Genomic DNA, 14,908 nt, shown 5'->3' with positions numbered 1-14,908 from the left:
GCTGGGCCTATGCGCGCGAAAGCGCGTCACATCGATCCAGGCTGCTGCGCAGTATCCGGACAGCTTCCGATGGCGGTCGCTCCGACATGCGCACGAAGTAAAGCCTGTCTGCACGCGGCAAGGAGGCCAGCACGTCCACGGCAACGCGCGCGGCAGTCAGCGCGAGTGCGCCGAGCGCATACGACATCTGGCGCTGCCCGACGAAATACCTGAGCTGTGCGGCCAGCAGCGATCGACGTGCCAGCAGGGTCTTGCGCAGGTTGAAGCTTCCCTGACGATACCCCAGCAGTACCTCTTCCAAGCATGCAAAGCGGCTTTCGGCATGGCTTCGCAACAGCAGTTCCTGATCTTCCGCGCGCATGACTTCAGGCAAGCCGTAGTGATAGCGGATAAACCACTCACGGCGTCCCATCCAGCCCGGGTGAGGTAACGGGATGCCTCGCCACGGGCGCGCGCACATGGCTTCATGCGAACCGGCAAATGGCAGCAGCCCAAGGATTTCGCCATCGCTGCGGAAAGCCACGGCACGGCAACCTACCAGATCGACATCCGGGTGCGCATCGAGAAAGCCCACCTGTCGCGCGAAGCGCTCCGGAAAACTCACGTCGTCCGCGTCCATGCGCGCAATATAGCGGCCGCGCGCCATATCGATGCCAAGGTTTAGCCGGCGCGCAAGGCCCAACCGGCGACCGTCCTCGATGACCCGCACGCGCGGATCGGCGATGCCTTTTGCCACGGCCACAGTTCCGTCGGCGGAACCATCATCAAGAACCAGAACCTCGAAATCCCTAAAAGTCTGCGCCAGCAGCGAGCGCAATGCCAAGGCAAGCGTTTGCTCGGCGTTCCACGCCGGAAGCAGGATCGAGATAGTGGGCGCCATGCCGGAATCCTGATTCATCAGCGCTGCCACCCCATATCGCTCGCGATAGCAGCCCACATGGCAGCGAGCCCCGCATCGAAGTTCTCCTTCGGCTGCCACCCCGAGCAACGCATAAGCTTGGCGCTGTCGAGGACGTTGGCCGAAACATCAAACTGCCGCGCTTCCGCGAAACGGACCTTGACCGAAAGCCCGTGTCTGGCTGCAATCGGTTCGATGGCGGAAAGGACCTCGCGGTTGTTCCGGCCGATGCCGGAACCGATGTTGTAAATCTCACCCACTCCGCCGCTCTCCAAAACCGCCACGATGCCTCTGGCAACATCCGCCACGTGGATGTAGTCACGGACCGTGCCCGACTCGCCAAATACCGTGACTTCCTGCTGCTGCAGGATCGCTCCCATCGCCGTCGCGATAAAGCCCTGGCCCGTAAATGGCTTCTGCCCCACGCCGTATGCGTTGGCGGGCCTGACAATGCTCACCGGTATGCCATGCAGGCGCTGGAACATCAGCGCATATTTCTCCTGCGTAAGCTTGGTGATGCCGTATGGCGAGACCGGGTTGGTGGTGCTTGTTTCCACGAGCGGCAGCCTGTCGGCATGCCCGTAGACCGTGCCTCCCGAGGAAACCACCACCAGCTTACGCAACAGCAGTTGTCGTGCCGCCTCCAGTAGGCCGACCGTCGGCGGGAGGTTGGCGAGGATGTCGAACACCGGATCGGCATAGCTGGTCTGCGGCACGGTAGCGTAGGCGAGGTCGATCACCTCGTCGACGCCCGCCAGCTTGTCGAGCCAGTTCACGTTTTCCTGGCCAACCGACCCATATGCGACGGCGTCAGACAGGCCGGCAGGGCGTTCTGCACGCCGGCCCAGCACAAGCACGTCCCGCCCTGAAGCAAGCAGTTCCCGTACAAGCCACTGGCCAATAAAACCAGCACCGCCAATTACACAACTACGCATGGTAGGTCCACCCTTTCCAGCCTTCATCCCTGAAGGCGAACACAGCCATCATGATCGGGACGGCAAGGCAACACTGCTTCCGTTTCGACAGCTTGCGCACCACGCAGGATCGCCTCGTAGCGATCGGCTATTCGTGCCCAAGTGAATTGCTGCTGCCAGCGCGCGCGCGCTACGTCGCCGAGTTCCGCAAGCTGGGCGGGGGACTCCATCAGACGCTTCATCTCGGCCGCAAACTGCTCCGGAACTGCACGGGTATAGCCGCGCTCATCCTTGGGCGCGGGACATATCACACCGCCACCGGTCCACCGCGCGATCTCGTCGGCGTTGCCAACGGGAACCGAAAGGAAAGGTGTTCCCGCCGCAGCGGTCTCGAACAGGACCAAAGGCGAGTATTCGATATTCGATGCGAACACGAACAGGTCGGCGTTCATGTAGGCCTGGACCAGTTCCTGACGCCCCAGATTGATCTTCAGCACTTGCTTGTTCGCTTGCCCGCTGGCGCGATCCACCCAAAAACGAATGGGATCTGCAGCCTTGCGCATGCGGCCCGGCAGCCAGTTGATGTGCCCAGCAGCTTCAAGCTGCGCTGCTGCAAGTGCATAGATGCGGGTACGGATGCCGGCCCAGCCTTCGCGTCGGATGACGCCAAACGAACGCCATGCAAGTCCCGACACGCGACGCACGCGCCGTCCGAGCGAGCCCAGCAATCGCTTCGCTGCCGTACCCGCGGCGGACGACTCCTTGCTCCCCGCCCCCTCATTCGCCGGCTCGGGAATCACCACCGCCGGTGCTGGTGGAGGATTGCCGTTCAGGATCAGCGTGACATGGCGGCGCCCGTTGCGCAGCCGGGCAAACGCTTCGGCAATCTCCTTGTGGCCCTTGACGCCGGTGACGCTGCCGACGGTGAGGAAGACGAAGCTGCTAGCCGGGATGTTGTGCCGCCGCCGGAACATCTTGTCCTGTTGCACCGAGAATTCGATCTCGCACGCGCCGTTTGGCAGGATGGTGTGATGCTCGAGGTGATGCTGCCGCGCGAAGTCGATATCCCGATACCGTTCAGCATAGAAGATCAGGTGATCGAACTTGCGCAGCACATCCGGCAATGCTTCAAAGTACTCGGCGTAGGACGGCTCATATAGCCCGGAGAATCCGCAAGGTATGAACACCTTGCGAACGCGGATAAGGTCGAGGACAGGCCACAGGGCGTCGAAGGTCCATTGCTGCGCAGCCTTGATCATCAGCGCATCGCCATCAAAGGCCGTCACGAAGTCCCGGTAGCGCTCCACTTCGCCGTGCATGCCGCGCACCGAGTTGCCGGTCACGCCGAACTCGACGATGTGCACGCCGTTGTGCTCGGTGAAGTCGCGCTCAGCCAGACGTGTCGTGGCAACGGTCACGTGATGGCCCCGTTGCACGAGCCGCTCGGCCAGGTGGCGCATGACTTCCTGGACCCCGCCTACACTCGGGTAATAGAACTCGCAGCAGAATAGTATCCGCATGACATCGTCCCTTGATTTGCAGTCAGCGAGTCAGGATCCCAAGCCGACGGCCAAAATCGCGTACCGCGCGCGCGATCGGCCGGGCCCAGCTCATGTTGTGCTTCTGGATCAGATATTGATGGCGCAGGCTCTGGATGCGAGCTTCCATTCTCTGAGGCACGTCCGATTGCGGCGATTGCGCTGCAAGTCTTTGGCCCGCATCGCGCACGACCTGGCACATGCGTTCAATATCCGGTCGAGGGGACAGGCGATGCAGGGCCGAATGCGTCAGCGCCGCAACATCGAGGACGTATTGCGAGGGCTCGCGCTGTCCCAGTACGGCGGCGATATTCTCCGCACAGATCAGCACCAGGCGCTCCATGAACGGATTCGGCCCCGTACGTGACATGCTCGCCGGCACCTCACGATATATCAGCAAGCGCTCGGCCAGGTTAGCCACTCGTCCGCGCCGTGCCATGCGCGACCAGAGTTCATAGTCCTCGGGCGGTTGCCGCGCCGCATCGGTCGTGTATCCACCAACTGCCTCGACGGTGGCTTTGCGCATCATGATCGAGCTATGCACGAACGGATTGTTGAACAACAACTCGAAGCTGAGTGCGCCATGCTCGGTCGGATGATCGTGGGCACGCTCCGTCGGCGTATCGCCAACCCAGATCTGCGCAGCAGTACCCAGCAAGCCATGCTCCGGATTATTCTCCAGGAACTCCACTTGGCGCGCAAAGCGCTCGGGATGAGACAAATCATCCTGATCCTGCCGGGCAATATAGCGCCCGCGTGCCAGGTCGATGCCTCGGTTCAACGTGCCGGCCAGGCCCATGTTGTCCTGGTGGTACAAGCGAATACGCGGATCGCGCAGGGATTCGAGCACGCTGGCCGAATCATCCTTCGAGCCGTCGTTGATGATGATGAGCTCGTAGTCGGTAAAGGTCTGCGTCAGAATGCTGTCGACAGCCTTCTCTACATCGCCGGCACCGTTGTAGACCGGCAGTACCACGCTGATCAAGGGCGTCGTCATAGTCGGGTCCAGGTAGCCGGAATCAGGTCGCTCGTATCGTGGGAAGCACCGCTGAACCAGCGCTCGGGCGCTACCACGATCTTGTCTGCATGAGGATTAAGCCATGCGCCCCACCAGCTGAAAGAGCTGTTGGCGATGACATGGTGGCGGCATGATTTCATCAGCGCCATATCCCAGACGCCACGATCCGCTCCATTCACGTCGACCAGCGTTACGGCATGGTCAAGCCGGAAATTCTCGCTCACCCATGCATGGTCATCGGAGAAGACAAAGAAGTGCGGGGACGAAACTCGTGCCGCGACGTAATTGACGGCGGCGCGGTAGTAGTCGAGCGAGCACACACCGTGGTACTGCGCAGTTTGCGGATTATTCACGTAGTCGCCGCGGCGGATATGCAGTGACACTGCGCTCGCGCCGGCCTCGCTGATCTGAGCACCGATACGAGAATTTGCCGCGTCGGCGGGCTCCTTCAGCATGAATTCCTGCCGCAGCAAGTCCGCAATCTGAACGAAATAGCGTTCGCTTTGCCAGTAGCCATCGAGGTAAACGGGCGGCGTCACCTGCTCGACGCGTGCGTCGTAGGTAAAGGAAGCTTCCTTGAGCTGGTTTGCCGGCCGGTCGAAGCCCAGCGCCTTGCTGACCCGCTTGAACAGCGTTGGCGCACACGGCTTCACGCCGGCACGCGTGAGTTCATCCTCGGTCGCCACCGTAGCCCGGATCGAAAGTTCGCCCAATTCATAACGGCGCAGATCGTAATGGGCGAACCCGCTAGCATCGAGCAGCAACGGCACACCGTAGCGATGCGCGACGGCCCGGCCTGTGGCGTACTGGAACATCTGGTTTCCAAGGCCGCCGATGAGGTTGGCAATGATCATTGGTTCACGTTTAAGTTGGCTTCCTGAATGTGACTCAGGATGCTAAGTCATTTACACACTTGCGAGCCTCGACAAGATAGCCCACCGTGAACTGCTCAACAAAACACTTGTCGTCCATTTCACTGAGTAATCGCGGCAGCCAATCCGTCATCACGAATCGTTGCGCTGGTGACATTGCTTGCTGTGCCGCTTCCATCGTCCGCGCTACCCTATGGACTTCCTGAGCAACGTGGCGTAGCAATCCCCCGATGGGCTTTATTTCGACGACTTCACAGCCAAATTCGGCCAAAAACTTTCGGTAAAAATACGGCGAGAAACCGCCGTAAAAATGGTATGGCTCCTGATGGATGCCGCTACCAAGCGGCGCGGATAGGAACAGTCGCCCGCTGGGGCCAGTGACACGACAGAGTTCGCGCAATGCTGCAATGGGATCCGGCACATGCTCGAGAACCTCGGTGCACACCACAGCATCGAAGCTGCCGTCTTCAATCGGAAGCTGCGTTATGTCACAAATATAATCGAGCTTTGCATAGTTCCAGCTCTCCTGCAGCGGTCCTTGCTCCGTACCTTCGTACTGCGCGAAATCCTGCGCGTGATATTTTGCATGAGCAAACAGTGATTTGTACTGGCACTGCCCGGCTCCTGCGTCAAGGACTCTTGCGCCGGCTGGCAAGGTTGCGGCCTTTTCGGCAATCCATTTATTGCGCCAATATGCTGAGAAATTTACAATCTCGTCGATATCGTTGTGCGAAGTAGGAGAACCCTTGGAGTCCCCAAGCAAATGTTGAAGTACTGCAGTGCAGTCTTCGGGATGGGTCTTGACGAGTATATCCACAACAGGCGCAGCGTCCGCATAACGAATTCGCGTTTCTTCACTCAGCGACTTCGTCAGCAATTTCAACAGGAAATGCTGAAATAGCCCGCGTGATCTCCGGAGCATCGAGCTTCTCTCTCTATTCACTTTGATCCCGATCATACAAATCAAGTACATCCAACGCTCTTAACCTATGCATTCAGCATAGATTAGAGCGACATAAACCATCGTGGCACCAAGGCCCGGCGCCAAAACCGCCAAACCTGCCTTACGAGGAGGGGACGAGGATCGTCACAATTCTCATGATGCCTGATGAGTCCATATATGGTCCGATTGAAAGCCTTTAGGGCTTCCAGCCTTTCTCGCAACGGCAAGCTTCGCGTCAACAGCATCAGCGCGGCAGTCCGCAGATAGAAAGGAGCATAATCAAATTTCTTAGCATGGGCGTCGACATACTTAATCTCATAAGAAACTGCATCGACCCCCGCAGTGTATAGCACATCAGGAATCGTCTTGACGCCCGGCCCTAGAATCTGTCGGAATACAAAATAACAGTCCACGAAGTCGAACGTGGGCAGCTTATTGAAATACTCTAATGAAGCCCGCTTATGCAAGCCGTAAATCAAACTGGGCTGCATGCATTGGAGAAATTCCTTGACGTTAGCGAGCGCACTGCAGGCCGGATTCAGTGTCGGCACGGGATTGCTTTCGCGCCGATCGGCGATTCGAAAGAGCGTGTCGAACTTACAGGCAACGGTCTCCCCTTGCGCAGATGCCGAAAGACATTTCTCGATAAACAGAGGCGACCACTCGTCATCGTCCGCAGCCCACATGAAATAGTCGCCAGTCGCACTTTGCAATACATATTTAAAGTTTGGCATTGCACCGATATTTGCTGGCTGGCGGATATATCGAACCCGACCGTCCTTCGCCGCGAACTCCCTTCCGACTAGTTCGACCTCCGGGTTAGTCGACGCGTTGTCCGAGACGATTACCTCGAGATTCCTGTGTGTTTGAGCGAGGATCTGACATAAGGTCCGCCGCAGGCCTTCCGGACGATTGAAAGTCGGAATTCCCACGCTTACCAATGGCCGGTGTGCATGCTCAGGCGAACTTTCTCCGATAGACATACTAGTTGACGACCTTTTCTTTACAAAAGTTGGAATATCTCAGACCCTCTACACAAAAGCGATCCACATGCATCAACACCTCGGCACCGCCGGGGGATGGAAACCCACCGACTCTATCGAGCGATCCGCTTCAGAAAACCGTCAGGTGCCACAGTAATAAGCAGTTTGTTTTCAACACCCTTGTCAATCTCAAACGCTAGCGGCGCTCCGTCTTTGCCCATCTCCTTCCCTAAATCAAGTCGACGCAGATACTCGTAGACGGCAGTCTTCGGGTTATTGCCCTTACCCCACGGTCGGTTGACAGAGGCCGCGTCCGGCAAGTCTTCGACCACGGTATCGAACACCACGCAATAGCTGTCCATACTAGCCAGCGGCGCGTAGGCCTCCAACTCTTGAAGCACATGATCATGTGTGTGGTTCGAATCGAGGCATACCAGCACCCGCTCGTATCCCTTGGCCATATCGTGCACCTGACGCACGATGGCCGGATCCACCGACGACCCCTGGATCATGTCGATGCGATGAGCCATCGGATGGGCTTCCATGGCCTGCCGGTTATGCTGGCGAATATCGATGTCGATGCCAATGACACGCCGACGGCTGGCCTTTGGATCAAGCACCGTGCCCTTCTCCACCGCTTCGCAATAGTCAAGCAACGCGAGCATGGATGCGCTCATGATCAGCGAGCCGCCGTGCGCAATGCCGGTCTCGATGATCAGGTCCGGCTTGACCTGCCAGATGATCTCCTGCATTGCAACGATATCCTGCGGATACTGGATGATGGGGCGCGACATCCAGGCATAGTGGTACGAATACTCGTACGTATTCGCCAGATCGAACCACTGCCGCGTCAGCCGCTGCAGCGACTCATCCGCCGCGCCCTTTTCGATCAGCTCTGCATTGCGTCGCTGGAATTCTTCAATCGGCCCCATCTTTCACCTCTTTGATTGATATACGCACTTCATATTTCTTTCCCCCATCATGGAAATAACAGGAGGGATTACCTGTGAAGGTCCGCGCCCGCAGAAGGTTCAGCAACTCGCGCCCCTGGTAGCTCCTGTCGAGAAATATCTCGCTTGCCGGATCCAACTCCCTGGCCAGGTGAAAACTCCCGCTCTTCAGGTCTTGCGGTCGTGCGACGTAGTTACCGGTAACCAAGTCTTCGTAGTGCGATTCGAACAGTGCCACCATCGCCTGCTTGGCGGCGTGATAAAGTGAGCCGCCATCATCCTCCCACGTCTTCTCGATCCGGCTCTGGAAAAGGATATCGCCCTGGTCCACGCCTTCATTTACCAGATGCAGCGACACGCCAAACGGAGTGTCTTCTACGATCGTCCAGAAGTTGTAATGCTTGCCGCGGTTGTATGGCAGCAAGCTGGGATGGAAGTTCACGACGCCGCGGCGAGGGATTTCTATCAGGTCTTTCGTCAGAATTCTGGGCCACCAGGCAAGGACCATCAGATCGATATTGCCTAGCTGCTCCGCTGCCGTAGCCTCCGTAATCTCGTCGACGCAGATCACCTTGCACTGGTGCATCCTGCACAATGCCGCGACGTCGTTGTCACCCGTCGTGACTACATAGCGAACGTCTCGCGGGTGCGTCTCCAGCACGTAACGGACGGCTGCAAGGCCGACGTCCTGGTCCGCGAAAAAACCCACCGAACCGTCACGCGTGAGGTTATCTGGCATAGAAATTCTTCAGCACCGTTGCGACGCGCTCCACCTCGGCCTCACCCATGTCGTGGTAGCTGGGAAGGTTAATCGCGCGTGGGGAGATGCTATGCGCGAGCGGCGTCGAGACATCGGTGGGGACGCCCTCTACACCTAGCTTGCTTAACGGCCAGAAGAAAACCCGACCATCAATATTCTCTGCCTTGAACATGCGCAGCAATGCATCACGATCCAGATTGGCATGCTGATCGAACACCAGCGTCGGCATCCAGTAGCAGTTGGTGGTACCGGCATGCTCTACGTTCATCTGGGTCAGCCGTGCCAGAGGCGCCAGCGCAGCCTTGTACAGCGCAAAAATGCGCCGCTTCTTCTCCACCAGCTCCTCGACGCGCTCGAGTTGCGCGCAGCCTATGGCGGCCTGGATGTTCGACATCTTGTATTTGAAGCCAACACGCTCGGACCAGAACTGCCGGGACTCGCCCCTGGCCCGGCCGTGATTGCTGAGCGTGAGTACACGCTCGTACAGCGCGGGATCGTTCGTCACGAACATCCCGCCTTCACCGGTCGTCATGGTCTTGGTGCCGTGGAACGAGAACGTGCCAAAGGCGCCGATCGAGCCGGCCCGCTTGCCGCGATAGACCGATCCAAGCGCCTCTGCTGCGTCTTCAATTACCGGAATCCCATGGCGACCAGCGATCTCCAGCAGCCGATCCATGTCGCAAAGGCTGCCGTAGATGTGTGTGGCAATGATGGCTTTCGTCCTGGGCGTAATGGCTGCCTCGACCTTCTCCGGATCCAGACACCACGTATCCGGCAGGATGTCGACAAGAACCGGCTTCGCGTCCAGGTGCACGACCGGCGATACTGTCGCAATCCAGTTGATGTCTGCAAGAATGACTTCGTCGCCAGCCCCGATACCGAGAGCTGCCAGCCCCATGTGCATTGCTCCCGTGCAGCTCGACGTAGCAATGGCGTAATCCGTACCGAGGTACCCGGCAAAACTGCGTTCGAACCGCTCGATATACGCATAGCACTGATCGCCCCAGCCATTGGCAGCGGCATCGCTTGCATATTTCACCTCGAGTTCGGTAATTGAAGGCTTGGTGTAGTAAATACGGGACACGAGATTCCTTTCAGAAAACGTGAATCGCAGGAACCGCCACCGCGAACTGCCCGCCCCAGTTGCGGATAAACGCAAGCTGGCCGGCCACTTCGCCAGCGATGTTCCACGGCAGGATCAGTACGATGTCCGGTTTTCCTTCCGCCAGTGCGTCGGGGGATACGATCGGTATGTGGCTACCCGGCAGGAACTTGCCTTGCTTTGACGGTGCCGCATCACAGACGAAGGGCAACAGGTCCGGCTTGACGCCGGCATAGTTCAGCAGCGTATTACCCTTGGCGGCCGCCCCGTAGGCGGCCACCTTCTTGCCTGCTCGCTTTTGCTCGATTAGGAAAGTCAGCAAGCCGTCCTTGACCACGTTGGCACGAGCCTGAAAAGATCGGTAGGCTTCACCCCCGAACTGATCGATGCCACTATGGACTTCCGCTGCAAGGATGCGAGCTGGCGCATCGGTATCCTGCCGCGGGTCATCAGCGTGGCAACCGTAGATGCGCAGGCTGCCACCATGCGTGGGCAGTTCCTCCACATCGCAGATGCGCAAACCCGCAGCCCGGAAGATCGTGGCGACGGTACCAAGAGACAAGTACGAGAAATGCTCGTGGTAGACCGTGTCGAACTGCACCTCCTCGACCAGGCGCATCAAGTGGGGAAACTCCAGCGTAATCGTGCCGCCAGGCTTCAGCGCCAGCCTAAGGCCGGTCGTGAAGTCATTGATATCCGGCACATGCGCATAGACATTATTGCCGATGATCAGATCAGCACGCCGTCCCTGCTCTGCCAGCTGACGGGCAACGTCGGCGCCAAAGAACTCGCGCAGCACCGGGATGCCGAGTTGCTCGGCGGCTTCAGCAGTACTTGCAGTCGGCTCGATACCCAGACAGGGGATACCCGCCGCCACGAAATTGCGCAGCAGATAGCCGTCATTGGCAGCGACTTCGATCACCAGGCTTCTGTCGTTCAGCTTCAGCTGGCCGGTAATCATGTCGGCATAGTTTGCCGCATGTGCAAGCCAGCTGCGGGAGACAGAAGAAAAATACGCATAGTCACCGCTGAACAACTGGTCGGCGCTGGCGTAATCCTCAGTTTGAACGAGGCCGCACTGGTTGCAGACAAACAGCTTCAGGGGAAAACTCGTTTCAGGCGCGCAAAGCGCAGCCTCGCTCAAGTAAGCATTGCTGGGCGGTGCAAAGCCAAGGTCCAGAAAGACGTTGGTCAGGGAACTTGCGCAATGGCGGCACTTCATAGCTTGATTCCGGAGAATTCGCTGGTCAAAAGAGGATGCGAGCGGTCGCGCTGCGAAAGATCGGCAACAGGCAGCGGCCAATCGATACCGAGGCGCGGATCGTCATGGCGCAGACCGCCCTCTGCCTGCGGCACGTAGTGCGAGGTATGCAGATACAAGAGCTCTGATTCGGGCTCAAGCGTCTGGAAACCGTGAGCGCAGCCCTCGGGTATGACCAGCAACCGGCCATTCTGTGGCGACAGTTCCACGGCGTGCCAGTGCAAAAACGTGGGTGATCCCTCGCGCAAGTCGACCGCCACATCCCACACCCTGCCGCGCAGGCATCGCACCAGCTTCATTTCTGCATGGGGAGGAAACTGATAATGCATGCCGCGCACAGCCCCTGTCAGGACGGTTCGCGAGTGATTGACCTGCACGACGCGCCGGCTGCCCAGCACGCCCGCCAGCTCTTTGTCACAGTAAAGGCGTTGAAAGGCACCGCGGTGATCTGAAAAAGCCTGGCCACTCGCCACCATCACACCATCGATCGATGTCGCTTCGATATTCATGGCTGACACCACGCCACGCCAGCATTGCCAGCCGCCTGTACATACTGGTCCAACTGATGCTCACTAAGCACTGTGCCGTCGGCCAGGAATGACCGATACCACGTCGCCGTTGCCGCCAGCGCCGCGTCGAAGCCCCATACCGGACGCCAGTTCAGCCCTGCGCGTGCCTTGGCGCTATCGAGGTAAAGCAGCTGTGCTTCATGCGCGCCGTCATTGCGGGCGACATGCCAACGCAACTCCGGCCAGAGCACAGCAATGCGTTCCATGACAGCCTGCACGGGACGGTTTCCTTCTGCTTCCGGCCCGAAATTCCATGCCGCTGCGACATCTTTCTGCCCGCCTAGCAGACGCTGGCCAAGCAACAGGTAACCGCTTAGCGACTCAAGCACGTGCTGCCACGGGCGCGTAGCGCGGGGCGAACGGATCTCTACCTCGGCATGATTACCGACGGCGCGGACGATGTCCGGAATCAGGCGATCTTCGGACCAGTCCCCGCCGCCGATCACGTTACCGGCTCTCGCCGATGCCAGGGCAGCAACTCCGTCCGCTTGGAAGAATGAGTCACGGTAGCTTGAAACGACCAGTTCCGTGGCTGCCTTCGAAGCACTATACGGGTCGTGGCCGCCCAACCGGTCATTTTCACGATAGCCCCACGCCCATTCCTGGTTCTCGTAGCACTTGTCTGACGTCACGACGAGAATGCCCCGCACTGACGAGATCTGCCTGCAGCACTCGAGCACATTAGCCGTTCCCATTACGTTTACTGCCCAGGTGTCGATGGGTTCGCGATAGGAGCGCCGCACCAACGGCTGCGCCGCAAGGTGAAGCACGAGTTCCGGTTGCGTTTGCGCAATCACACGCGCCAGAGTTTCCTTGTCGCGAATGTCAATGAGGTGAGAGGCCATGTCCAGGCCGAGCAAGTCCCAGTGATTCGGGACAGTCTCCGGCGCCAGCGCAATGCCCGTGACGTCCGCACCAAGCCGCGAAAGCCATAGCGCCAGCCAGCTGCCCTTGAATCCCGTATGCCCGGTCAGCAGGACACGACGGCCACGATAGACATCACCAAACTGGATCATGCCCACACCTTCCATGGCGGGTTCGACGCCCACAGGTCTTCCAAATGGTTCTTGTCCCGCAAGGTATCCATGGCCTGCCAAAACCCGCTGTGCTGATATGCCATCAACTCGCCCTCTCCGGCGAGCCGTTGCAACGGCGTGGATTCCCAACTGGTTCGATCGCTCTCGATGTAGTCGAACACCTTCGGCTCGAGTACAAAAAAGCCGCCATTGATCCACGCACCGTCGCCGGCAGGCTTCTCCTGGAAATTGCTGACCGCGGCGCCGTTCAGGTTGAGCGCGCCATAACGGCCGGGCGGCTGGATAGCCGTCACGGTCGCCAGCTTGCCGTGGTCACGGTGAAATTCAATCAATGCGCCGATATCGAGGTTGGTAACGCCATCACCATAGGTGAAGCAGAACGTCTCATCGCCGATATAGTCGCGCACGCGCTTCAGGCGCCCGCCGGTCAATGTCTCGGCTCCAGTATCGATCAACGTCACCCGCCAAGGCTCGGCATAGCGCTCGTGCACCTCCATGTGATTGCGCGCCATGTCAAATGTCACATTGGACATGTGCAGGAAGTAATTGGCGAAGTACTCCTTGATGACGTAGCCCTTGTAGCCAAGGCAGATCACGAAGTCGTTGATCCCATAGTGGGAATAGATTTTCATGATGTGCCACAGGATTGGCTTGCCGCCGATTTCAATCATGGGCTTCGGCTTCAGGTGCGATTCCTCGCTGATACGCGTGCCCAGGCCGCCGGCCAGGATAACGACTTTCATGCCGATGCTCCGATGTGCCATTGCAGGCGGGGGCGGACGACGCCTGGAATCGCCTGCAAATAACCGTTGCGATAAGACACATCCGAAAGATCGTCGACCACCTCAAAAGTCAGCGCATTCGGCAAGTTCGCATGTACCGTCTGTCCGCAATTGAACGACGTGATGGCAGCCTGGACGGTAAATACTCCGTTATTGAGCAAGTTTGCCGGCAGCGTGCAATCCGCAAAATAAGTGCCCGGATCTAGTGGGCGAACCTCGCTACTGGGAGGCGTGACGACCGAAACGTACGTACCATCGATCGTGCGCACGTGAAGATTGGGAACCAATATGTGTTCCGATTTCTCAAGAACGCGAAACGATAGTCGGATTGAAACCGGAGCATCAATCGGCACAGTGCCATTGGTACGCTCTCCGGGCGTCACAACTTCAATTGCCTCAATCTGCACCAATTCATCTCCCGCTGGCTGCTCCAGGACTCGGCTGCCAACAAGTTCGGGCCCGGCTTCCTCCATGCCCGAAGTACTTTGCTGCGTGTACTCTTCGACAACCTCCTGAGCAGGCCCCATCTGCTTGATTCGCCCTTTTTCAAGATAAATTGCCGTGCTGCAAAACTGGCTGATCGCCGCAGCGCTATGGCTTACGAACAAAATCGTGCGACCATCCTCACTGAACCGGCGCATCTTGTTCATGCACTTCTTCTGAAAGCGTGCGTCACCGACAGCTAGAACCTCATCGAGAATCAGTACCTCCGGATCGAGGTGAGCTGATACGGAAAACGCCAGCCGAACATACATGCCACTCGAATAGTGTTTGACCGGCGTATCCAGGAACCGCTCAACTTCCGAGAAGTCGACAATCTCGTCGAACTTCTTCCGGATTTCGCTGCGAGGCATGCCCAGGATCGCACCGTTCAGGAAGATGTTCTCGCGCCCTGTCAGCTCCGGATGAAACCCGGTGCCAACCTCCAGCAGGCTGGAAACCCGGCCGCGGATCGTGATGCGTCCCCTGGTCGGTTCGGTAATACGACTAAGGATTTTCAGCAGCGTCGATTTGCCGGCGCCATTGGCACCGATGATGCCCACGCGCTCGCCCGTCTTCACCTCGAACGAGATGTTGTTCAAGGCATAGAAGTCTTCGGTTGGCTCGACTTCGCTATCCGGCAGCAGAACCGACGTCTTTCCGTTGCGCCCCAGCATTCGTGCGCCGATGGCGCGCACGCTGCGCTCGAGCGCCACACGCAGCGACTCATCGCGATTCGTGCGCTGGTGCGCAATCGTGTAGCACTTGGAGACGTTTTCGACGTGTATTGCAATAGTCATG

The 14,908-nt window shown here is 58.5% G+C and carries 15 protein-coding genes; all 15 read right to left on the bottom strand.

Translation table 11 applies throughout. The annotated features are described in order from the left end of the window. Window positions 1–7: 7 nt before the first annotated feature. Window positions 8–898, bottom strand: coding sequence for a glycosyltransferase family 2 protein (locus J8I82_RS16160; RefSeq protein ID WP_245179798.1), 891 nt, complete (start codon window positions 896–898; stop codon window positions 8–10). Then, entirely contained in the window at window positions 898–1,833 is a 936-nt protein-coding gene (locus J8I82_RS16155) for an NAD-dependent epimerase/dehydratase family protein (RefSeq protein WP_209759165.1), read from the bottom strand. The genes J8I82_RS16160 and J8I82_RS16155 overlap by 1 nt, the downstream gene beginning before the upstream one ends. Before the next feature lie 23 nt (window positions 1,834–1,856). After that, the gene (locus J8I82_RS16150) at window positions 1,857–3,332 is read right to left on the bottom strand and encodes a glycosyltransferase family 4 protein (RefSeq protein WP_209759163.1); all 1,476 of its coding nucleotides are present in this window, start codon (window positions 3,330–3,332) and stop codon (window positions 1,857–1,859) included. A 22-nt stretch (window positions 3,333–3,354) separates the two neighbouring features. Then, window positions 3,355–4,347, bottom strand: a complete 993-nt coding sequence (locus J8I82_RS16145; RefSeq protein ID WP_209759161.1) for a glycosyltransferase family 2 protein — start codon at window positions 4,345–4,347, stop codon at window positions 3,355–3,357. Then, window positions 4,344–5,222: an alpha-1,2-fucosyltransferase gene (locus tag J8I82_RS16140; protein ID WP_209759159.1), complete on the bottom strand. Its 879-nt coding sequence runs from the start codon at window positions 5,220–5,222 to the stop codon at window positions 4,344–4,346. Before J8I82_RS16140 ends, J8I82_RS16145 begins: the two co-directional genes overlap by 4 nt. 34 nt (window positions 5,223–5,256) lie before the next feature. Next, window positions 5,257–6,123 (bottom strand): class I SAM-dependent methyltransferase, encoded by an 867-nt coding sequence (locus J8I82_RS16135; RefSeq protein WP_209759157.1) that lies wholly within the window; start codon window positions 6,121–6,123, stop codon window positions 5,257–5,259. A 122-nt stretch (window positions 6,124–6,245) separates the two neighbouring features. Then, window positions 6,246–7,166 carry a glycosyltransferase family 2 protein gene (locus J8I82_RS16130; RefSeq protein ID WP_209759155.1) on the bottom strand — a complete coding sequence of 307 codons (921 nt, stop codon included), beginning with the start codon at window positions 7,164–7,166 and terminating at the stop codon, window positions 6,246–6,248. Between the two features lie 113 nt (window positions 7,167–7,279). Beyond that, window positions 7,280–8,098: a cephalosporin hydroxylase family protein gene (locus J8I82_RS16125; protein ID WP_209759153.1), complete on the bottom strand. Its 819-nt coding sequence runs from the start codon at window positions 8,096–8,098 to the stop codon at window positions 7,280–7,282. Next, window positions 8,085–8,855: a formyltransferase family protein gene (locus J8I82_RS16120; protein WP_209759151.1), complete on the bottom strand. Its 771-nt coding sequence runs from the start codon at window positions 8,853–8,855 to the stop codon at window positions 8,085–8,087. Before J8I82_RS16120 ends, J8I82_RS16125 begins: the two co-directional genes overlap by 14 nt. Then, window positions 8,845–9,960, bottom strand: coding sequence for a DegT/DnrJ/EryC1/StrS family aminotransferase (locus tag J8I82_RS16115; protein ID WP_284183079.1), 1,116 nt, complete (start codon window positions 9,958–9,960; stop codon window positions 8,845–8,847). Before J8I82_RS16115 ends, J8I82_RS16120 begins: the two co-directional genes overlap by 11 nt. Window positions 9,961–9,970: 10 nt before the next feature. Then, complete coding sequence (locus J8I82_RS16110) at window positions 9,971–11,200, bottom strand: class I SAM-dependent methyltransferase (RefSeq protein WP_209759149.1); 1,230 nt, start codon at window positions 11,198–11,200, stop codon at window positions 9,971–9,973. Then, window positions 11,197–11,748: a dTDP-4-dehydrorhamnose 3,5-epimerase gene (gene rfbC, locus J8I82_RS16105; RefSeq protein WP_209759146.1), complete on the bottom strand. Its 552-nt coding sequence runs from the start codon at window positions 11,746–11,748 to the stop codon at window positions 11,197–11,199. Before rfbC ends, J8I82_RS16110 begins: the two co-directional genes overlap by 4 nt. Beyond that, complete coding sequence (gene rfbG, locus J8I82_RS16100) at window positions 11,745–12,824, bottom strand: CDP-glucose 4,6-dehydratase (protein ID WP_209759144.1); 1,080 nt, start codon at window positions 12,822–12,824, stop codon at window positions 11,745–11,747. Before rfbG ends, rfbC begins: the two co-directional genes overlap by 4 nt. Continuing rightward, window positions 12,821–13,588, bottom strand: coding sequence for a glucose-1-phosphate cytidylyltransferase (gene rfbF / locus J8I82_RS16095; protein ID WP_209759142.1), 768 nt, complete (start codon window positions 13,586–13,588; stop codon window positions 12,821–12,823). The genes rfbG and rfbF overlap by 4 nt, the downstream gene beginning before the upstream one ends. Next, on the bottom strand, window positions 13,585–14,907 hold the full coding sequence (locus J8I82_RS16090) for an ABC transporter ATP-binding protein (RefSeq protein WP_209759139.1): 1,323 nt from the start codon (window positions 14,905–14,907) through the stop codon (window positions 13,585–13,587). Before J8I82_RS16090 ends, rfbF begins: the two co-directional genes overlap by 4 nt. Window position 14,908 lies beyond the last annotated feature (1 nt).

It is taken from the genome of Cupriavidus consociatus (genome assembly GCF_017814975.1).
Classification (GTDB): Bacteria; Pseudomonadota; Gammaproteobacteria; order Burkholderiales; family Burkholderiaceae; genus Cupriavidus; species Cupriavidus consociatus.
This window is presented reverse-complemented; position numbering and strand designations above follow the sequence as displayed.

Bases quoted from the DNA above. Each gene is read 5' to 3' on its own strand.
- J8I82_RS16120 (WP_209759151.1), bottom strand. From the start codon at position 8,855: ATGCCAGATAACCTCACGCGTGACGGTTCGGTGGGTTTTTTCGCGGAC.
- J8I82_RS16110 (WP_209759149.1), bottom strand. From the start codon at position 11,200: ATGAAGTGCCGCCATTGCGCAAGTTCCCTGACCAACGTCTTTCTGGAC.
- J8I82_RS16155 (WP_209759165.1), bottom strand. From the start codon at position 1,833: ATGCGTAGTTGTGTAATTGGCGGTGCTGGTTTTATTGGCCAGTGGCTT.
- rfbC (WP_209759146.1), bottom strand. From the start codon at position 11,748: ATGAATATCGAAGCGACATCGATCGATGGTGTGATGGTGGCGAGTGGC.
- J8I82_RS16140 (WP_209759159.1), bottom strand. From the start codon at position 5,222: ATGATCATTGCCAACCTCATCGGCGGCCTTGGAAACCAGATGTTCCAG.
- J8I82_RS16125 (WP_209759153.1), bottom strand. From the start codon at position 8,098: ATGGGGCCGATTGAAGAATTCCAGCGACGCAATGCAGAGCTGATCGAA.
- J8I82_RS16145 (WP_209759161.1), bottom strand. From the start codon at position 4,347: ATGACGACGCCCTTGATCAGCGTGGTACTGCCGGTCTACAACGGTGCC.
- rfbF (WP_209759142.1), bottom strand. From the start codon at position 13,588: ATGAAAGTCGTTATCCTGGCCGGCGGCCTGGGCACGCGTATCAGCGAG.
- J8I82_RS16090 (WP_209759139.1), bottom strand. From the start codon at position 14,907: ATGACTATTGCAATACACGTCGAAAACGTCTCCAAGTGCTACACGATT.
- J8I82_RS16130 (WP_209759155.1), bottom strand. From the start codon at position 7,166: ATGTCTATCGGAGAAAGTTCGCCTGAGCATGCACACCGGCCATTGGTA.
- rfbG (WP_209759144.1), bottom strand. From the start codon at position 12,824: ATGATCCAGTTTGGTGATGTCTATCGTGGCCGTCGTGTCCTGCTGACC.
- J8I82_RS16160 (WP_245179798.1), bottom strand. From the start codon at position 898: ATGAATCAGGATTCCGGCATGGCGCCCACTATCTCGATCCTGCTTCCG.
- J8I82_RS16150 (WP_209759163.1), bottom strand. From the start codon at position 3,332: ATGCGGATACTATTCTGCTGCGAGTTCTATTACCCGAGTGTAGGCGGG.